General features: G+C 64.7%; 19 protein-coding genes. All 19 read right to left on the reverse strand.

The genetic code is table 11. The features are described from left to right. Nucleotide 1 precedes the first annotated feature (1 nt). Nucleotides 2-1,216, reverse strand: coding sequence for a nickel-dependent lactate racemase (gene larA / locus QME70_13565; GenBank protein ID MDI6895596.1), 1,215 nt, complete (start codon nt 1,214-1,216; stop codon nt 2-4). An 18-nt stretch (nt 1,217-1,234) separates the two neighbouring features. Beyond that, nucleotides 1,235-3,073 carry an aldehyde ferredoxin oxidoreductase family protein gene (locus QME70_13570; protein MDI6895597.1) on the reverse strand — a complete coding sequence of 613 codons (1,839 nt, stop codon included), beginning with the start codon at nt 3,071-3,073 and terminating at the stop codon, nt 1,235-1,237. Nucleotides 3,074-3,078: 5 nt separating this feature from the next. Further along, nucleotides 3,079-4,101: a 3-hydroxyacyl-CoA dehydrogenase NAD-binding domain-containing protein gene (locus QME70_13575; protein ID MDI6895598.1), complete on the reverse strand. Its 1,023-nt coding sequence runs from the start codon at nt 4,099-4,101 to the stop codon at nt 3,079-3,081. A 49-nt stretch (nt 4,102-4,150) separates the two neighbouring features. Next, a complete protein-coding gene (locus QME70_13580) occupies nt 4,151-5,335 on the reverse strand; it encodes an amidohydrolase (protein MDI6895599.1) in 1,185 nt (394 codons plus the stop codon). A gap of 125 nt (nt 5,336-5,460) precedes the next feature. Then, a complete protein-coding gene (locus QME70_13585; GenBank protein ID MDI6895600.1) occupies nt 5,461-7,098 on the reverse strand; it encodes a PucR family transcriptional regulator ligand-binding domain-containing protein in 1,638 nt (545 codons plus the stop codon). Between the two features lie 128 nt (nt 7,099-7,226). Further along, the gene (locus tag QME70_13590) at nt 7,227-8,420 is read right to left on the reverse strand and encodes a threonine synthase (protein ID MDI6895601.1); all 1,194 of its coding nucleotides are present in this window, start codon (nt 8,418-8,420) and stop codon (nt 7,227-7,229) included. A gap of 106 nt (nt 8,421-8,526) precedes the next feature. Continuing rightward, nucleotides 8,527-9,885, reverse strand: a complete 1,359-nt coding sequence (locus QME70_13595; GenBank protein MDI6895602.1) for a M20/M25/M40 family metallo-hydrolase — start codon at nt 9,883-9,885, stop codon at nt 8,527-8,529. A 57-nt stretch (nt 9,886-9,942) separates the two neighbouring features. After that, nucleotides 9,943-10,794, reverse strand: coding sequence for a hypothetical protein (locus QME70_13600; GenBank protein ID MDI6895603.1), 852 nt, complete (start codon nt 10,792-10,794; stop codon nt 9,943-9,945). After that, nucleotides 10,791-11,471: a PAS domain-containing protein gene (locus tag QME70_13605; protein ID MDI6895604.1), complete on the reverse strand. Its 681-nt coding sequence runs from the start codon at nt 11,469-11,471 to the stop codon at nt 10,791-10,793. Before QME70_13605 ends, QME70_13600 begins: the two co-directional genes overlap by 4 nt. Before the next feature lie 39 nt (nt 11,472-11,510). Beyond that, on the reverse strand, nt 11,511-12,188 hold the full coding sequence (locus QME70_13610; GenBank protein ID MDI6895605.1) for an AroM family protein: 678 nt from the start codon (nt 12,186-12,188) through the stop codon (nt 11,511-11,513). Next, complete coding sequence (locus QME70_13615) at nt 12,176-12,844, reverse strand: aspartate/glutamate racemase family protein (GenBank protein MDI6895606.1); 669 nt, start codon at nt 12,842-12,844, stop codon at nt 12,176-12,178. Before QME70_13615 ends, QME70_13610 begins: the two co-directional genes overlap by 13 nt. Next, the gene (locus tag QME70_13620) at nt 12,841-13,989 is read right to left on the reverse strand and encodes a DUF917 domain-containing protein (GenBank protein ID MDI6895607.1); all 1,149 of its coding nucleotides are present in this window, start codon (nt 13,987-13,989) and stop codon (nt 12,841-12,843) included. Before QME70_13620 ends, QME70_13615 begins: the two co-directional genes overlap by 4 nt. Before the next feature lie 18 nt (nt 13,990-14,007). Beyond that, nucleotides 14,008-14,814 (reverse strand): ABC transporter permease, encoded by an 807-nt coding sequence (locus QME70_13625; protein ID MDI6895608.1) that lies wholly within the window; start codon nt 14,812-14,814, stop codon nt 14,008-14,010. Nucleotide 14,815: 1 nt separating this feature from the next. Continuing rightward, nucleotides 14,816-15,679, reverse strand: a complete 864-nt coding sequence (locus QME70_13630; GenBank protein ID MDI6895609.1) for an ABC transporter permease — start codon at nt 15,677-15,679, stop codon at nt 14,816-14,818. A 1-nt stretch (nt 15,680) separates the two neighbouring features. Further along, on the reverse strand, nt 15,681-16,820 hold the full coding sequence (locus QME70_13635) for a DUF917 domain-containing protein (protein MDI6895610.1): 1,140 nt from the start codon (nt 16,818-16,820) through the stop codon (nt 15,681-15,683). Nucleotides 16,821-16,849: 29 nt separating this feature from the next. After that, the gene (locus tag QME70_13640; GenBank protein MDI6895611.1) at nt 16,850-17,926 is read right to left on the reverse strand and encodes an ABC transporter ATP-binding protein; all 1,077 of its coding nucleotides are present in this window, start codon (nt 17,924-17,926) and stop codon (nt 16,850-16,852) included. 28 nt (nt 17,927-17,954) lie between these two features. Continuing rightward, a complete protein-coding gene (locus QME70_13645) occupies nt 17,955-19,034 on the reverse strand; it encodes an ABC transporter substrate-binding protein (GenBank protein MDI6895612.1) in 1,080 nt (359 codons plus the stop codon). A 55-nt stretch (nt 19,035-19,089) separates the two neighbouring features. Beyond that, on the reverse strand, nt 19,090-19,479 hold the full coding sequence (locus tag QME70_13650) for a RidA family protein (GenBank protein ID MDI6895613.1): 390 nt from the start codon (nt 19,477-19,479) through the stop codon (nt 19,090-19,092). 263 nt (nt 19,480-19,742) lie between these two features. Next, nucleotides 19,743-19,953 (reverse strand): ASKHA domain-containing protein (locus QME70_13655; GenBank protein ID MDI6895614.1); only part of this gene is annotated, 211 nt, incomplete at its 5' end.

Consider the following 19,953-nt stretch of genomic DNA (forward strand, 5'->3'; position numbering starts at 1 on the left):
TTCAGTTCGCTCCTTTCTCGTTCACAACCAGCGTTAGCGCTGCTGCGCGCAGGACGATGACCCGGGCGGAATCTCCGTGCTTCGCCCGGATCTGGTCCACGATGTCGGAAACGCGCTCACCGCACCGTACGCTGTTACCGTATACCCCCTCCAGTTCCCCGCTGGTGAGCCACCGCGAATAGAAATGGACTTCCTCCCTCGTCTGGTCGTGCAGCAATGTCGGCCGCTTGCAGTCCTCCATCAGCCCATGAAAGCCCACCCCTTCCTGACATCCTCCCAGCCATAGCAAGCTCCCTCCCCGCCTGAGGGCCAGGGCGCCCACGGAGCGGCCCTTGGCAGCCTGGTTCAAATCAATGTCGAAGGGAGCCGAATTTGCGATTACCACATCCGCCGGTACCCTCACGCGGAGGCTGTAGATGCCGCTCGCCAGCACAGCAGCGTGCCGGTGGGCCTTCACCGGATCCCCCGCCACCACGTACACGGGCAGTCCGTCCTGGTCGGGGACCAAGTTGACGACGAATTTCAGCCCCGCGAGTGCAGCAGCAGCTTCCATATCCTCCCGCACCGGGTTGGAGGTCACATTACCGTACAACGGTCCGGTGGCGAACTTGGCAACCTCGAAGTGGTTGTGCGCGATGGACTCCAGCCCGCTGACACCCGGGAGGATGACCTTCGCGCCGCCGGCGTAACCAGCCAGAAAGTGAGGCACGACCGACCCGACCCCGATCACGAAGTCCGCCTCAGCGATCTCCCGGTTTACCCACACAGGAGTACCGAAGGGGGTATTGCCCACCATCACCAGACTCTGGCGGTCCCGATAGTTGTGCGCGAGGCAACGCACACGATTGAGCACATCATCACCCAAAAACGCACGGATATCCTGCGCCGAGGGCACCCGATGAGTACCAACCCCGACGAGCACGGTGACGTCGCAATCCCGCACCCCCGCCGAAGCCAGTACGTTCAGCAGTGCCATTGCCACTTCTCCGGTGGGACCAGGGCGCGTGTGATCCTGCACCACTATGCACACTCGCTGCCCCGGCCGCACCATTTCCCGCAGAGGAGAGGCACCCACTGGGGACTCCAGGCACCCGACGAGATCGGGCCAGGCGAGGTCGCCACCGCCCGTAATGCCGAAGTCATGCTCTACCTGCCAGGTATCGGGGAGTTCCAGACCAACAGAAGACGATCCGTGCCGCAACTGCAGCCGATACACACGGCATCCCTCCCCCGATCACCCCTGCGCCAATCCGAGGCTGCGCAGGGTCGGTGGACTGGGTCTGCCGTCTTCGTCCCAACCCCGCAGGGCGTAGTACTCGAGCAGGGTCACCTCGAAGGGTTCCGGTACTTTGCCCGCGCGGAAGCCCTCTTTGGCCGCCTCGAACATCTTGGGGGGCAGGCGATCCTCTTTGCGGCTGATGCCGTCGCCGACGTTGATGAGCCGCTGCAGGTTGAATGCCCGCTCACCCACCCGCAGGAATTCCTCCGGCGTCATGTCCCAGCCCGTGATGGCGTTGATCGCGCGCGCCGTCTCCCCCAGCCCCTGGCCCGTAATCTGCATGAAGCAACAGCAAACGGCCGAGTCCAGGGCGGTTGAGTAGTCCTGGAAAAGCTTGGCCAGCTGCGCCTGACCCTCCATCGAGAACCGAACCGGCGGCTTGTCCAGGCCCACCTCCGGTAACATCATTCCGGCCTCGCCGCAATGGGGGAACCCACGCAGGTGGCAGGCACCCCTGGTGCTGGTGGCGTAATTGATGGCCAGGCTGAAGTAGGTGCGGGGATCGTGAGCGGGAAAGTCGAGCCCCTTCACCTCTACCGTGATCGCCTCTGCTCGGGGGCCGACCGCCCTGGCCGCCTCCCGGATGCCCCGGGCAAAGGTGGCCCCGAAACCCTCGCGGCGGCCGATCTGCTCGACCAGGTGAACCAGGAAATCCCCGTTCCCCCAGGTGGCCTCCCGGCCATCCAGGTCCTCCCGGGTCAGCCAGCCCTTCTCGTAGCACTCCATGGTGAACGCCACAAAGGAGCCCGCAGATATGGTGTCGAGACCCAGCCGGTTGCAGAGGTCGTTCGCCCAGGCCACGGCATCGAGGTCATCAACCAGGCAGCATGCCCCCAGCATCCCCAGGCTTTCGTACTCGGGTCCGGCACCGCCCTGTATGCGGTACTCACCGTTGAGATCGATACGCCGGTGACAGCCTACGGGGCAGGAGTGACACGGCCAGGAGCGAGCCCGCAGGTGGTCCGTGAAACGCTGGCCGCCGATCCGGGCAGCCCCCTCCGGCCACCTGTCCCCCTGCCAGTACTTCATGGGAAGATCACCGATAGCCTCGCAGTCACTCACAATCCCTGCCGTGCCGTGGGCGTGGAAGCCGTCCCTGTTGGCCCGGGCCAGGCGCGCAGCCAGGTCCGCGCGCAGCCTTTTCAGTGCCTCGGGGTCAGCTGCTACTGCCCGCCGGCGGCCCGATACCACCACCGCTTTCAGGTTCTTGGAACCCATTACCGCCCCCAGGCCGCACCTGCCGGCGAAGCTGTGGCTGTCGGCCGCTATGCAGGCGATGGCCACCTGCCTTTCCCCGGCCTCGCCTATGGTCGCCACGGCCGCGTCCGGGTCTCCCACCTCCCTTTTCGCCAGTTCCGCCGTCTCCACCGCATCCCTGCCCCAAAGGGCGGTCGGTCTCAACTCGGCCCCGTCCTCGTTCACGTAGAGCAAAGACGGCACCTGGGCCCGCCCCTTCAGCACGATGGCCTCCAGCCCAGCGCCCTTCAGGCGAACACCCCACTCCGCTCCGCCGGTGCTCACCGCAAAGGTGCCCGTGAGGGGCGACTTGCCCACCACCGCCCACTTGGCGCTGCCGGGAAGCCCGGTGCCCTGGTAGGGACCGACGGCGAATATGAGGCAGTTGTCGGGCGAGAGAGGATCCGTACCCGGAGGCACCTCCTCGGACAGGATGCGGGTGGCCAGAGCAGACCCGCCCAGGTACTGGCGCCACGTATCTTCCGGATAGCTGCCCACCTCGGTTCTGCCCGTGCTCAGATCGACCCAGAGGATGCGGTTGAAATAGCCCTTGGGCACCTACTTCACCCCCGTCTGCTAGCCGGCCAAATGGTTTGCTGGCCGGGCGAGTGGTCTGCAGCTGGCCTGTTGCCCATCGCCGGCTGGCCGTGACCGAGAAGCTTGAGCATCTTGACCAGCATGCCGTCGCGCCAGGCCACCATATCCTGGTACGAGCGCCCTGCCGTGACCTCTTCCAGCCCGGATTCCAGACTCTCCACCGCACCATCGGGGATCGACGTCCACGCCGACATGTCGCTCCACCACTGCTGGAAGGCAGGATGCAGATGCTCGACGAAGTGCCGGATGCCACCGGGACCCCCGCCCAGGTGGTAAATCAGGTGCGGCCCCATCAGGGCGTACCGCAGCCCCGGGCCCGCCCAGATGGTCTTGTCGACGTCCTCCACGGAAGCAACGCCCCGGTGCACCAGGTCAATGGCCTCGCGCCACAGGGCGGCGGTGATGCGGTTCTCCAGGTACCCCGGCACCTCACGCCGCAACACCACCGGCACCTTCCCCAAACCCTCCAGGAACCCTTTCGCCACCGCCAGCGCCTCCGGGGCGGTCCGTTCACCCGGGACGAGTTCCACGAGAGGTATCAGGTACACCGGGTTGATGGGATGGGCAATCAGGCACCTCTCCGGGTGCCGAGTGACCTTCTGGATCTCCGTCATGAGCAGGCCCGACGAACTGCTGGCCAGAAGCGCATCGGGGGCCGCCACCCGGTCGGCAGCGGCGAACACCGACTTCTTGACGTCGTAGTCCTCCGCCACCGCCTCCTGCACGTAATCCGCACCCGCCACCGCCTCCTCCAGCGACGGTGCCAGGTTCACCGCGCGCGAAAGGCTCGCCGTAACCCCCTGCCGGGCAAGTCCTTCTCGCTCGAGGAAACCGACCGTCTCCGCCAGCCCCCCGAGCGCCGCCCGCGCGGCCGAGGGGTCAAGGTCGAAAACAGAGACCTGCAACCCCCTGCTGGCGAAGAAGGCCGTCCAGCCCCTGCCGATCACGCCCTGGCCGATGACCGCGACCTTCCCCATCGACTTACGCACCTTTACCCCTCCCCCGGCAGGCACGCCAAACCGTCCCCCGGAAACTACGTCAACCCAGGAATTCCACGCACACCTGGGCCAGGATGGCGGCACCCACCGCCAGCACCTCTTCGTCCAGGTCAAAATCGGGGCTGTGCAGGGGCCGGTGGGTGCCCTTGCGCTTGTTCTGCGTGCCCAGCCAGAAGTAGCAGGACGGTACCCGCTGGGCAAAGCACGAGAAATCCTCCGAGACCATCGCCGGCGGAAGATTCCGGCAGACCCCCTGCTCGCCCAGCACCGCCGCAGCCGCCGAGGCCACCAGGTCCGCCGCGGCGGGGTCGTTCACCACCGCGGGGTAGCCCTGCTGGTACTCCACCTGAGCCCGACACCGATACACCCGGCCAACGCCCGTGGCCACCTCGCCAATCCGACGGCGCAGCAGGTCGCCCAGCGCGCCATCAAAGTAACGTGTAGTTCCTGCCAGGGTCACCTCCTCCGGAATCACGTTCGGCGACTCCCCACCGCGTACCATGCCTACGGAAAGCACCGCCGGCGCAATAGCATCCACGTTGCGGCTCACCACGCTGTCCAGGGCAACGACGGAATGGCAGGCCGCCAGCACCGCATCCGCCGCGCGGTGGGGCAGGGCACCGTGCCCGCCCCGGCCGGAAAACGTCACCCGGAAGAGGTCGGCGGCGGCCATCACCGCACCGGGGTGTACGCCCACCTTCCCGACTGCAAGGTCGGGCCAGACATGATAGCCCAACGCCAGATCGGCAGGGGGATCGTCGAGGACCCCTGCCCCCACAAGGGCGCGCGCACCGCCGTCGGGGAGCTTCTCTTCGGCCGGCTGGAACACGAACCGGACCTCACCCCGCAGGAAGTCGCGCAACTCCCCGAGCAGAATCGCCGCCCCCACCAGCATGGCCATGTGCCCGTCGTGTCCGCAGGCGTGCATGACGCCTGGGACACGCGAACCATACTCGCGCCCCGGCACCTCGTCCACAGCCAGCGCGTCCATGTCCGAGCGCAGGACAACGACCCGCCCCCGTTCCTTGCCCCTGAGTATTCCCACCACGGCCGTTCCGGCAGGTAATGCCACGTCCAATCCCACCTGCCGCAGGTACTCGCTTATGCGCCTGGCGGTGTTCACTTCCTCGTACCCGAGTTCCGGGTACTGGTGCAGCGTCCGCCTGAGTTCGACCAGCCGGGGCTGGAGGGCCCACGACCTCTGCAGCAACTGGTGCATCCTCATCTGCTCCTCCGTCTACACCGTGCCTGACCGGCCCCAAACACGGAACCCCGCCCTCACCGACGGGGTTCCACGCCCGCGTTCGAACCACTTCCGCCAAAGACACGAAACGGCCAACCCGATATCCGCTAGCTGTACAAATTGTTAGCCGTCCATAACGAAAGCGCCAATTGCAGGTTCAGGCGGTCGCGGGCCGAACTCAGCTTCACTCCGCACAGCTTTTCAATCTGCTCAAGGCGGTAACGCACGGTGCTGTGGTGAAGATAAAGTGCCTGGGCCGCTTGCCGATAGTTCCCTCCGTGCTCTAAAAAGGCACGCAGGGTGAGCAGCAGTTCGGTTCTGTGCTTGCGATCGTATTCGAGCACGGGCCCCAACACGTCCTGTACGAACTGGACTACCTCCGGCGCGCGGAGATCCCGGACCAGACGGTGGATTCCCAGGTCGCGGAACTGCACGACTGCGTTGCCCCCTACCATGGGGGCCAACTCCACCGCCATCACGGCCTCCCCGTAACTCTCGCGCACGCCGCGCACTCCGTGCCCTGTCCGGCCGACCCCGGCCAGAAGCTCAAGCCTGGGGTGGGCGCGACCCAGGACGCCTACGAGCCGGCGCACGTCCCGCGCCACCTGATCATCGGCGACGTCCGGTCGCTCACCGGCCGACGCCGGAAACAACACCAGGGGCCGCTCAGCATGATCGACTCCAGTCAGGCTCCGAGGCTCAAGACCGGCACCTTGCAGCAGGTCCAGGACCCTCCACGCCGGCCGCGGCATCCTCTCTTCTCCCCACCCCAGCGGTGTGGAAACCAACTTGAAGACAACGGCTGTGTAGGCTTCCGCCAGTTCCCAGCCCAGCTTCCAGGCCCTCTCGCGGGCAGTCGCCTCGGACTCAAAGTCGCCCCGCACCAGATGGTGCAGGAAGTCGTCCCGCATCGTGCGCTCGAGGTTCCTCAGGGCGCGCAGCTTCTCCACCTCAAGGGCGGCCACAGTGGCGGCGTGCTGCAGGGCGGTAATCCCCCAGGCGTCTAAAGATCCCTCCCGCTCCCAGACCACGATCCATCCTCCCTGGTGGCGACCGGTCCGGATGGGACAGACCAGACGGGGAGATGCGGTCTCGGACGAGATCCTCCGGATGCCCCCGTATCCGATGACCGGGTGGGCCTCCTCCCCCGCGCTGGCAAGCCAGGGTTCGGGCGCACCATCTCCTTCGGAATTATCACCGCTCGTGAAGACGCCTCCGGTGCACGTCTCCACCACCAGTACCGGGTTCTTGACCAGACCAGCCAGAGCCGACGCCAACTCCTGCAGGCCCCGCCCTTCCAGCGCCAGGTCGATGAACCGGCGGTGGATCTCCCACGACTGGGCCAGCTCGCGTGCCTGACGCCCCAGCAACTCCTGCAGGACGGCGTTTATGATGTCCTTCCACGCCAGGTCCCCGGGTAGCCTCACCACCGGCAAACACAACTGGTCGGCACAGGCCCGCACGTCCGCACCGATGGTACCCACGAATCGCTCCAGCTTTACTCCCAGCCCGGCCGCTCCCCGGCCGTGCAGGTCCCGGATAAGGGTTATCTGATCCTCCACCCCACCCTTGTACAGGAAGAGAGTGCTCAACACCAGCTCGCCGCCCCTGATGAACTGGATGCCGTCAGGGGCGTCTATCACCGTAACCGCGGAGACCTCGCGCCCAAGTCCATCGGACCCGGCCAGGACCTCGCTGCCCGCCAGCATAGGAAGAGAGAGCGCTTCCCGAACCGTGAGGGGCATCCTATCAGCTCCAGCACAGGGACACCGTGTCCGGGCGCTTTGCTATATACGTTCGGCCGGCAGCCCCAACCCTCCTCCCGGCTTACGGCGGAATCGCCGGCCCGATTATGCAAACAATCTTCCCTTCCCTATTCCGGCTGCGCGTCCGCCGCGAGAACCGGAAGGTCAGCCGCAACGAGGTCGGTGTACTTCAGGCCGCTGCCCGTATTGAACAGCACGATGCGCTCGCCCGCATCCACCAGCCCGGCATCCCGCAGGCGCAGCACGCCTGCCAGCGTGGCAGCCCCCTCGGGGCATATGAAGAGCCCCTCCTCTTCGGCCAGCTCCCTCATCAAGGTCAGGATCTCCCGGTCGCTCACCGCAACCGCAGTCCCGCCCGTGTCGCGGATGGCACGCAGGATGAGGAAGTCCCCCAGCGCCTTGGGCACCCGGATGCCTCCAGCCACCGTCTGCGCCCCCACGAAGAACTCCGACTCGGCCTTCCCTTCCCGGAAGGCCTTCACGATGGGGGCGCACCCCTCCGACTGCACCGCTACCAGCCGGGGACGCTTGTGACCGATCCACCCCACCCGCTCCAGCTCGTCGAACGCCTTCCACATCCCGATGAGCCCCACCCCGCCGCCGCACGGGTACAGGACGACTTCGGGCAGCTCCCACCCGAACTGCTGGGCAAGCTCCAGCCCCATCGTCTTCTTGCCCTCAATGCGGTACGGCTCCTTGAGGGTGGAAGCATCGTACCAGCCGTACCTGGAGATCCCGCGGGAGATGAACTTCCCGGCATCGGAGATAAGGCCATCGATCAGATACGTGCGCGCGCCGGCCACCACGCACTCCTTGACCGCCCCGGAAGGGGCGTCCTTAGGCATCGCCACGTGCGACCGTATCCCGGCGCGCGCCGCGTACAGCGACCACGCCCCTCCCGCATTCCCCGCAGTGGGCATGGCGATGTCGCTGGCGCCAAGCTCAAGGGCCCTCGTCACCCCAACCGCAGCACCACGGGACTTGAAGGTCCCGGTAGGATTGCGACCCTCGTCCTTCAGGTACACGCGCCCCAAGCCGCGCTTGGAACCCCACCTCCGCAGAGGCAAGACCGGAGTCCAGCCCTCGCCCATTGAGGCGGCTCTCCCGGCATCCTCCACCGGCAGGAACTCCCGGTACCGCCACAGGGAAGCCTCCCGCCCGACCAGGTCCTCTTTCCTCACCGCCCCCTTCACCCGGTCCAGGTCATACCTGACCAGAAGCGGGCCTCCACACGAGCAGAGGTGCTGCTCGCGAAATGCGTCGTGCACCTTCCCACAACGCGCGCACTCCAGGTGTGTCATGAAACTGGCCACAGTCTTCACCTCGTCACCCGGGTTGCACCCGGCAAAATCCGCGTACTTGAGGAAGGGTATTCCACTGCCCCGCCGCACCAGAAACGCTCGGCCATCACCCCGGCTGGGCGCAGAACCTGCGCACCGCATTGTACAGAACGCGCACACCGAAAACCAGGTTTTCTACCGAGATACGTTCGTTGTGACCATGTACCAGTGACCCCCGGGGCGCGCAGGGATCGGGACGAATGGGCATGAAACCATATACCCTGACCCCGCTCTTCCTGCACAGGTGCTTCGCGTCCGTGCCGCCGGTCGACAGAAAGGGCACCAGCACTGCTCCGGGGTCCTCCTGAGCGATCGCGTCCGCCATGCAACGGTACAGCTCAGAGTCGGGGTCGGCTTCCAGACCCGGGCCAGCATCCGTGACTTCCAGCTCCACTCTATCCCCGACAGAAGACAGCTCCTCACATACCCGAGCAGCGAACACATCCGGGTCAGAACCGGGTACCAGCCTGGCGTCCACCCATACGCTGGCCTCCGACGGTATAACGTTTATCTTCTCGCCAGCCCTCAGAATGGTAGGACTGAGCGTATCCCGGGTGAGAGCCCACAGCTCCTCCGCCAGGCCGTCGGGCAACAGAGATGCCTCTTCCGGGCTGACTTCGCAACCTTGGGCCAGCTTTTCAAGGACACCAGCGATCTCCGGTGGCTGCCCCGCTGCCGTGATCCGTACGAACTCCTGCACCGTGCGCGTGACCCGGGCCGGCATCCTCATCGCACCCAAACGCTGCAACACGTGCCCCATGAGGAGCACGGAGTTGTCCGAAGCAGGCCGGGACGCGTGCCCCGCGCTGCCTCTGGCCGTCACGCGGAAGCGACACCGCCCCTTCTCGCCCACCTGACAGGTGTAGAGCTTCCGGCCGCCCAGGGCGACACCATGGCCGCCCCCCTCGTTGATCACGTGGGGGGCATCGACCAGGTCAGGTCGATTCGACACCAGCCACCCGGCTCCCAGCCTTCCGCCCGTCTCCTCGTCAGCTGTGGCAGCCAGGATCACGTCGCGCCCCAACCTCTCACCATTGCGCCAGAGGAGCAACAGCACCATGACCTCCATAACGGTGAGGCCTTTGCAATCCAGCGCCCCCCGTCCCCAGACGTATCCCTCGGCCAGCTCACCCGAGAACGGATCGCGCTCCCATTTGTCCCTTTCCACGCCCACCACGTCCAGATGCGACAGCAGGAGCAGCGGCTCCCCCCGCTCCCCGGAACCCAGAAGGCGGCAGGTCAGGCTACCGCGCCCCGGCTCAGGTTCCACCACCCCTGGCCTGAGCCCCTCGCGCGCCAGCAGTTCCGCCAGGCAGGAAGCCGCGGCCGTCTCGTTCCCAGGTGGATTGGTGGTGTTGATCCGGACGAGATCCTGCAGCAGGGTCGTCGCCTCTTCACCTACCGCTTCCCAGTCCACATCCCGCATCTGATTGCCGCCCCCAATCGAGATTTGCCGCAAAATGAACCACGTAGTGCCGGTTGCTCACTCCCACTTACCAAAACCTCGCTTGCCCCACTGCCTCCAGATGCACGGCCAGTGCTCCCGGCATCGCCGGTGGCCTGCCCGGCACTCCACCATGGTCGCGGGGTTGCCGCTGGTGCGCGCACCCTTGACTCCCAGCACGGCAGCTATGGCAGCCTGCACCTGCGCTTCGTCGCCCTCGGCCACCAGGGTGGTGGCCCCCTCCGCCCCGTCTATCCCTCCCCGGCCGATGACGGTGCAACGTGTCCCTGACAGCATCTCCAGGGCTTCCCTTTCCGTGACCACCTGACCGAAGACAGGCATCAGCCCGACCGGCATGCCGAGTGACCATGACGTACCCCTCATGCCGCAGCGCTGTGCGGCTTCGTCGATGGGGCCGGGGATGAGCTTCTCGAGCCCGCAGGCTACGATCACTTTGACACCCTGTGCCACCAAGCCCGCGAGTGCTCGGCCAGGATTGCCACCCAGCAGGCTGCCTGCCATCATCGCCGCCCTACCCCAGGGATCGAGGGCATTTGCCCCCAAAACCGCCACGTCTCCGGAACCGAGCGACGCCACCTCCTCTCCGAAGCGGTGATCTATGTTCCGCCAGGTACCCTTCTCCAGCAGAATGCTGTGGGGGGCCTCATGGTCCGAATGCCAGGCCGCCTTTGTCCCCCGCGGAGAAACCCGCCCGGAAATGCGGAGCGGCACCCCCACCAGCTCCTCCGCCAGGGCCGATACCGTGGTCCCTCCTTTTAGCAGGATCTTGCCGGTTTCCAGAGAACGTCTCACATCTGGCATGGACGCGATGCCGCGCGCTATCAAGGCCTTCGCTTCCGCCACCGTCACCGTGAACTGCGCCCGGATCACAGGAGGTCCTCCCTCGTGGCCCGGGCTTCCTCCAGGTACGCGTACACCGTGTATCGGGAGACCCCCAGGATCGAGGCCAGATAGTCAACCGCTCCCTTAATCAGGAATGTGCCTTTCCGGTCAAGGGCCCGCACCAGTTCCACCCGCTCCGCCCGGTCTGTGCCGGAGGCCGGCTTGCCCAGTCCTTTCACCGCCCTGTCAACCAGCAGCGCGAGAACCTCCGAAACATCGGTGGGGAACGTTTCCACAGCATCCTCGTTTGCCCTCACCGGCTGAGGCTGCGCCGCGGTGAACTGCTTCAAAGTCTCCATCAACTGTTCAAAAGCATTCACGTCAACGTTTACGCATACACAGCCTCGGATGCGACCGGCCTCATCTCGCAAGAACATGGTGGACGACCGCAGACGCCTGCCGTCCTTCGCGCGTGTCTCATACCCGATGATGTCCGCGGCCCGGTCCCCGTATGTGCGGAGCACCTTGAGCACCAGGTCGGTGATAGGAGCACCCGGCTGGCGGCCCGTCACCTTACCTTCAATGAACACCAGGGAATGATCGGGCTCTTTCAGGTCGTGGATGACGACCTCGAACCAGGGCCCCAGAGTCTGGGCGATGCCCTTCAACACGGGGACGAGCACGGACTCCTGCGGGTTAAGTAGATCATCGACAGCCAAATCCACCCCCACCCCCCCCCACAGTGGCGTGCCTTCTGACTCGCCCTACGCAGAGGATGCTATTTCCTGGACGACCCGTGCCACTACCGAACGCGCCAGTACCACGGGGCCTCGGAACACCTTCCGCGCCCGGGACTTCATCTCAGAAGAGTACCCGAAGCAATTCATGAACACCAGGTCGCACCCAGCTTCCGCCAGCCTCCGGGCCGCCTCCTGGATCCTGTCCTGAGGCTCATAAGGCGAGGCGTGCATCGCTACCGCCCGCACGCCACGGCGTGCAAAGGCCGCCTGAGCTGCCGCCACCTGCTCTGGCAAAGGCACCAGCACGCCCAACAACCCATCACCGACCAGTGCTGCGACCACCGAATGGCACACATCGGACGAACGCACCAGCCTGGGCTCGCTCGCAAGCCCGGGGAAATCCCCCGTGCACATGAGCACCACCAGGTCACTGCCGCCCGCGAGCGCCTGGCGCGCCTTTTCACCGATGAGAGGAACCAGAGCCTTCTTGGCCAGCACCACCGTCCGGCCATCACGCAGGGGGGTCACGATGCGATCCTCGTCCCCTACCGGTGCCATCCCGGCGATCTCGGCCGACTCAAGACCGTCCAGGACTCCCACCTCCTGCACGGCACATTCCGTGCCCAGCAGTGCTGCGAACTCGGGCACAAGCGTGTCCGGACGCGGCGTCTGACCCACCATAAGCAAAGTTACGCGTGCCAACCCCGGATCACCTCCCACAGCATCGCCCCCGCCGCCACGACCGGGTCCACCACCGGCAGAGCGAACTCAGCCTTCAGGATGGGCACTACCCCCATGCTCGACAGCCCACAGCATCCAAACAGCATCACGTCGGCCCCGTCCCTCCCCGCCCGCTCTGCCGCCTCAAGCACGGCTGCCCTTCCCGCACCGGAAAGCAGGTCGCAAGCCGTCCGCATGCCCTGAGCTGAATAAAACCCGAGCAGCCGCCGGCCCAGGACTTCCCGTACGGGTCGCGGCACGGACCCTTCCAGCCCCAGGACAGCCACGCGTTCCCCGTGGGCGGCCGCCACCGCCGCCCCGGAAGAACCGGCCCCGACGACCGGCACGCCCACTGCTTTGCGCACCTCGGCCAGGCCCGGATCAGCAGCGCAGGTGATCACCAGGCCATCGACCTCGGACGCCATCTCCGCTGCCAGGGCAACCACCTTTGGCACGGCGACGCCCTCGGAGGCCTCGTCGAAAATCCCCAGGGGCTGGTCGGCGATGCACCGGGACAAAGTGCGCATGCCCGGAAAAGCCGCCTCCAGGATCCTGCCATGCGCTCCCAGCACCTCCGGGTCGTCCGTGGTAAGTACCCGTATGACCCCAACCCGAACCGAGCCACCAGCGGCGGTCACCGGCCCATCTCCCCCTTCGCCAGAACCTCTTCTATCGGCCGGTACTGAATGTCAAACCCGAAGTGAGCCGGCCCCAGGTTATCCAATCCCTCCGGCGTGCGGTACTGGGGTCTGGCGCGCTGCCCCACCACCGCCACACGCTGGCCTGCGGCCACCTGGGGGTTGGTCAGAGGCATCCCGGCGTCGACGTCTACGATGGAGATGAGATCCGGCGCCGTGACGTAAGGCTCCTCGTCGACCCAGCTGACCAGGTTTTCGTTTTTGAACCAGATTCTGAGCGTCTGACCCGCCCACGAGTCCTCCCCGCTGATCACGTGCTCCCCCCAGAAGAAGCCATCGCGGTTTTCTCCGCTGGCCCGGGTAACTCTTCCCCGGAAGATGACCCGGCCCCCGGCGCTGGCAGCGCCCGCCTCAGCCACGTCTATGCCGCTCTTCCGCGCGTCGAGCATGGCCTTCCCCACCCGGAACGCCTCACTGAGGGTGCGCAGGACAGCAACCGCCCTGGCCTCACGCACCTTCATGAGAAAACCGGCCACGCCCGTGTGCCCGAAAGACGCCACGGCCAGGTGTCTGACCATCCGTTCTGCCATCTGCGGGCTCAGTGCCTCCCTGACCACGCACCTGTTGCCCCAGGCATCCACCGTGGCAAGGGGCCAGATCTTGCCCCCGCCCAGGCACGGCGTGGTATTCGAAAGCTCCGGGATCGCCCGCCCCGCATAGTCGGCATCCAGCACCGGAATGCCCAGGTACGATCCGGTGGTCAGGGCAACACACGTGTTGGAGGCGCCCAGTTCCGGTGGCACGATCGCGCCCACCGTGACCCCGGTGGCCGCCTCAAGTTCACGCACTGCCTCGGCCACATGATAGTAAAACTGGTTTTCCTCGTGCATCCCCAGGTTTTCCCTGAGTTCGATCATGGCAGGTGTGGGTGCCGCCGGCGAACCGGTTCTGCTCACCCTGACGCACCACGCCTCCGCATCGACCTCCTCGGGATCTGTCCATCCCACCGTACGCTGTGCCGACAGCTCTCTCTCGATGAGCATTCTCCCCCGCCCGGGGTCGCCTCCCCCGCCCGTGGCGAAAAGGGTGAGCCCGATCAGGAAAGCCTCGATGTCTTCCGGCTCCCTCAAGAACGTGGTGGACATGCTTCCTTACCTCCCCGGCTACTTGCCGCCCCAGTATATACTCTCGAGGCCGACGAACCTCTCGGTGACAAAGATCACAAACGCGGTCATGGCAATGGTTACGGTACCCACCGCTGCAGCGGTAGGATCGAACTGAAAACGCAAGTAGTCAAACACTTGAATCGGGAGCGTCGTCATCCCGACCCCTGAGAGCAGCAGGGAAATCGGGAACTGGTCGAATGACGTAATAAAGGAAAACATGGCCCCGGATATGAGCCCCCCTTTCACGAGGGGCAGGGTGATCCGGAGGAGCGTGGCCACCGGGCCAGCTCCCAGGCTCCGCGCCGCCTCCTCCAGACAGCGGTCAAAGTTGTACAGTGCGGTGCTCACCGCCAGGAACACGTAAGGAATCGTAACCAGCACGTGACCCAGGAGCAGGCCAGGGTATGTCCCGCCCAGACCTATACTGTAAAAGAAGATGAGGAGGGCCGTCCCGGTCAGCATCCCCGGCAGCATCATGGGCGCCGCGTGGAAGATCCTGAGGAAGTCTCTAGCCTTCCGCGAGTGCCGGACAACGTAAAAGCTCGCCATCGTTCCGACCACAGTTGAGATGCAGGTCGCGGCCAATGCCAGCTTCAGGCTGAACACGAACGACCTGATGAACGGCTCACTCTCGAAAAACTTCCTGAACCAGCGCAATGACAGCCCCTGGGGCGGGAACGTCAGGTACTCGCCGGCGTTGAAAGCCGCCAGCACTACGATCACTATGGGTAACAAGAGGAACACGTATATCACGGCAACAAACACGCCCAGCCCGATGCTCCGCTGCCGCCGCCTTCTCTTCACGCTACGCGAGCCCCCTCATGAGCCGATTCATCACCCGCGTGTACAGGAAGATGAGTAATCCCGAGACCGCGAACAGAACCATAGCCAGCGCAGAACCAAACGGCCAGTTGAATATGTCCATCACCTGCTGCACCACCAGGATGGGAGTCATCATCACCTGGAATCCGCCCAGCAGCACAGGGATTGCATAGGCGCTTACCACCTGCAGGAACACCAGCAGGCTTCCCGAATACACCCCCGGCAAGCTCATGGGCAGCGTCACCCGCCAGAATGCAAGCGGAGGCGAAGCACCCAAGCTCCTGGCTGCCTGCTCGAACGCTGGGTCTATCGTCTGGATACTCCCCGTGAGGGAGAGGATCACGAACGGCAGGTTGATGTGTACCAGTCCCAGCATAACCCCAAACGGGTTGTACATGAGGTGGTATGGTCCGGCGCCCACCCGGGTCAGCACGCTGTTGATGAGCCCGCTGTCTGCCAGGAGCACCATCCACCCGTAACACCGGATGACCACGCCCACCAGCAGCGGCGACAGGATCCCTATCGTCAGGAGCGCCTTCCACCTGGTGCGCGCCCGCGCAAGGTAATACGCGACCGGGTACCCCAGCAGCAGGCATGCCACGGTCGTGGCCACGCTGTACAACACGGTCCACCCCATGATGCGCAGGTAGTACCCATCGCCCAGCGCCTTCGCATAGTTGGCCAGTGTGAATACCTTCTCGTACCCCGCTATTTGCCCCGGCTTGAAGAAGCTCATCGGCACCATGTAGCAGTACGGTGCGACGAGCAAGAACGATATCAGCAACACCGACGGCACGAGAAGCAGGAATGTCGTCGTCAGCACCTTCCTCCGTGCCCCGGTTGCCAACTCACTCCCCCCCATCCCCAGCCGTGTCGGATACGGGGCGGTAGTCGATATCAAAACCGTAGTGCCGCGGTCCAAGCCGCTCAATCGCCTCGGGACTCCGGTGCACCTTTCGCGCGGGTGCAACCAAAAGGGCCACGGACCGGCCAAGTTCCAGCGAGTGGTTCGGGACCGGCTCCCCGCACGAGGGATCCATTTGCATGATCAGGTCGGGGGACGTAGCCACCACCAGGTCGCCCACCCACATCACGTGGTTTTCGTTGCGGAACCAGACCCGTGCCTCCTGACCCTGCCACTCGCCGTGGCCGACGAAACGGTGATAACCCTGGTAATAGCCGTCCACAACACCCGCGTCAGTGCGGGCCAGTTCTCCTACGAACCGGACCTTTCCTCTCGTGGCCCGCGCGCCGGCATCCACGGGATCCCTTCCGTTTTCGAGTGCCTCCCTGATCGCGCGCCCCACCTGCAGAGACTCCGACAGGGTGTCCCGGACAAGCACCCGCCTGGTGTCCCGGCCGGACAGCACGAATCCCGCCAGTGCGGTATTGCCGAACGCAGCCATGGCCAGCATCTTGCCCACCCGCTCGGCCATCCCGCAGCTTCGGGCCGCCCGCATGACCGTTATGTCCCCCCACTTGTCAACACTCACCATGGGGAGGATGGGCAGACCGTACAGGCAGGGGGTGCACTGGGCGATCTCTGGAACCGCTCGGCCCGCATAGTCGCCGTCCGCCACGAGCATCCCCAGCCTCGCTGCCGTACACAGGGGGACGGGAGTGTTCGATCCCCCCAGCTCCGGGCAGACAACGTACTTGGGCCGGAAACCCAGCTCCTCCATGAGCACTTCGGCCGCCTTATGCATGTTGTCAGGATACGTGAAGTCAGTCAGCCCCAGGGCCAGCTTCTTCCCCTCATCTTCGGGGGTAAGGCCAGCACGGTTACCCATGAAGCTGACGCACATGGTGTAGTCGCCGTCCGGTATCGACTCGGGGTCAACCCAACCCACTGTTAACCCGCCGGCAAGGACTTCAGCCAGCGCGCGACGTCCCTCCTCCGGGCTCCCCCCACCCCCCGTACCGAACATGGTGGCCCCTCTCACCAGGTCCTCGGCATCCTGTTGCGAGATCAACCGGCAGTCACCCATGGTAAAACGCCTCCCGTTCAACTCCGGGGTCATGCGGGTATGAGCCAGGCGGAGGAAGGTGAAAAGGACAGATCCACTTCAGCACCCAACTCCAGTATCTCGACGGGGCTTCCCTGCACCCGCAGTACGGAACCATCCCCCACCTCCACCCGATAGTCAACGGTGTTACCCAGGAACGCGCCTTCCCTCACCACGCCCCTCATCACATTGCGACCGGGAACAGCTCGCCCGGCTGACCCCGCCCTGTGCAGGGACAGAGCCTCAGGCCGCACGGTGAGAACCACCCGGTCGCCGACCGCCAGGCCCCTGCTCTCGGCACACTCCACGAGACCCACAGAAGTTTCCACCCTGCAGCCCGCCTGCAATACCTCGCGGACCGTCCCCGTCAGGAAATTCGCAAGCCCGATGAACTGCGCAACCTCGGCGGACGCAGGGTGGCGGTAGACTTCCACCGGCGCGTCCACCTGTGCGAGACGGCCGGCAAACATCACCGCCACCCGATCCGCCAGGACCATGGCTTCCGCCTGGTCGTGCGTGACGTATACTGTCGTTATGCGGACACTCTTCTGCAGGGAGCGGATGTAGAACCGCATTTCCTCCCTGAGCTTGGCATCCAGGTTAGCCAGGGGCTCGTCCAGAAGCAGGAGAGAAGGCGAAACTACCAGGGCCCGGGCCAGGGCAACGCGCTGCTGCTGGCCGCCGCTGAGCTGGCGGGGGTACCGTCTTTCCACCCCACTCAGTCCCACGCGTTCGAGCACCTCGAACACGCGGCGATCTGTTTCTGCCTTCGAGTGTCGGCGCAGCCGGAGACCGAAGGCGATGTTCTCGTACACCGTCATGTGGGGGAACAGCGCATAATTCTGGAACACCATACCGATGTTCCGCTGGTCAGGAGGGAGCATGGTGACCCTTCTGTCCCCGAAGAAAACGTCGCCCTCGTCCGGCAGTTCAAACCCTGAGATGCACCGGAGCGTGGTCGTTTTGCCGCACCCGCTTGGCCCAAGCAGGGCCAGCAACTCCCCGTCACCCACGGACAGGTCGAGGCTGTCCATTGCCGTAATAATGCCGAACCGCTTCGTCAGCCCGACCAGCCGTAGCTCCGCCACTGGCCTCACCCTCCCACCAGACCCCGGCCTACCGGGTGAATTCCTTGTTCCACTTTTCGGTGAGGGACTGCTTCTCCCGGTTCACCCACTCCCAATCCCAGGTGAGGATGGTGCTGATCTTGTCGCCGTGGATGGGAATGTCCGCCTGCAGTTCCGGAGGCACAGCCACCTTCGTGTTGGCGGGTGTTACGAAGAACTTCTTCATCCACTTCTCCTGCAAGTCACGCCGCAGGTTGTAATCGATCCAGGCATATGCCAGATCCTTCACCTTGCTCCCCTTCGTGACGTTGAAGTCCTGCTCGAACATGAACACGCCCTCGGCGGGCGCCACCCACGCGATGGGCAGCCCCTGGCGCCGCAGCCGGGCCACCGCGGGGGCGTCAAGGATCCCGATGTCAATCTCCCCCTGGGAGAGCAGCTTCTCCATGTCGCCCGAGAAGTCGGTCTGCTTGAACGGCTTGAGCTTCTTGATTTCCTCCAGCGCCGCATCAATCTTGTATTGGTCTCCGGTGAACACCTTGGCCACGAGCAACACAAACATCATGCCGGCAGAATTCGTAATGGTGTACAACCCGAGCCTGCCATTGTACTCGGGCTTCCACAGATCCTTCCAACTGGTAGGCTGATTCTTGATGCGGTCCGTGCGGTAAGCAATCCCAATGGGTTGGACGAGGCCCAGCACACCGTTATCGTCCTTGTTGCGCAGCAACGGGTGCACATCCTTCAGACTGGGGACCTTATCTGGCGGCAGCGGAACAAAGAAGCCTTCCGCCCGCTCCTGGCTGGCCCAGATCTCATTGGTCATCACCACGTCGTAAGGCGGGTTGTCCACTCCTGCCGCACGCAGCTTCGCCAGCCAGTCCTTGGCCAGCCCCACCGCCAGCTCAACCTTGCAGTTGTACTCCTTCTCGAACCCTGGGATGACCTCCGACCGGAAGAACTCCTCGAACGCGCCACCATAGCTGGTCACCACCACCTTGCGCGGTGGCTGCTGCTGGCCGCCCTGGCCTTGCTGCTTAGCGCACCCGGTGGCCAGGACAAGCAGACTGCAGGCCAACAGCAGAGCCACCACCCGGTCCCGAAGCCGACGACCACGCCTCCCGTTCATGTCTCCCTCTTCCTCCCTCCGTGCAGGAATCCACCTGGCACGTTTCTGCCAAACCCTAGCTCTGACTCTCAGCGGCGATGGCCTCGATCTCCACCAGAGCACCCTTGGGCAGGGCTTTCACCGCCACTGCGGACCTGGCGGGCGGAACGGAACCGACGAACCCGGCATATACCTCATTTACAGCCGCAAAGTCCCCCAGGTCCTGCAAAAACACCGTCGTCTTGACCACGTTATCCATCGACATGCCCTGGGAAAGCAGTATGGCAGAAAGGTTTCTCAGCGCCTGTTGGGCCTGCTCGGCCGCTGTAGTCCCCACTACCTGGCCGGTAGCCGGATCAAGGGGAAGTTGCCCCGACAGGAACACGAAGGAACCTGCTCGGATGGCCTGAGAATAGGGTCCGATCGCCGCAGGCGCCTGAGAACATTGAACCGAGACCTTACCCATTCAGTACGACCTCCCGACGCGGTGAGTGTTCATCTCTTGTAATACGATATGACCACAAAAAATCCTGCTCGCCGGCAAATTTATTTTTGCCACCCAATATATCATTGAGTCCGTAGAGCACTAAGACTGCAGCCCGCACGACCCCGTTGCAGCCGGCGACCAGCCATTCTGTCTGCACCCACGTTGAATCGGCTCCCGGAGCGCATGTCGCCCACATTGCCTGGAGACCCTGAACCGGCGGCAGGTACCGGACTATCTCTGGGCTACACAGTGGAAACCGCGCCGGGAAAGCCGATGCAGGAAAGGAATAACTCCTGATACCCGGGCAGGGTCATCAGTTCCAGGTAGCCGGCGGAGCGCGCCAGCCGGGCAGCCTCGGGGCGCTCACTCTCGGAGACAAGGGCCAGGCAGGCTCCCACGCCCGCCGCATTCCCCACCGGCTCAAACCTCTCCCGGGGCAACCGCGGAAACATG

Source organism: Bacillota bacterium (genome assembly GCA_030019365.1).
GTDB lineage: Bacteria > Bacillota > Sulfobacillia > JACIYH01 > JACIYH01 > JACIYH01.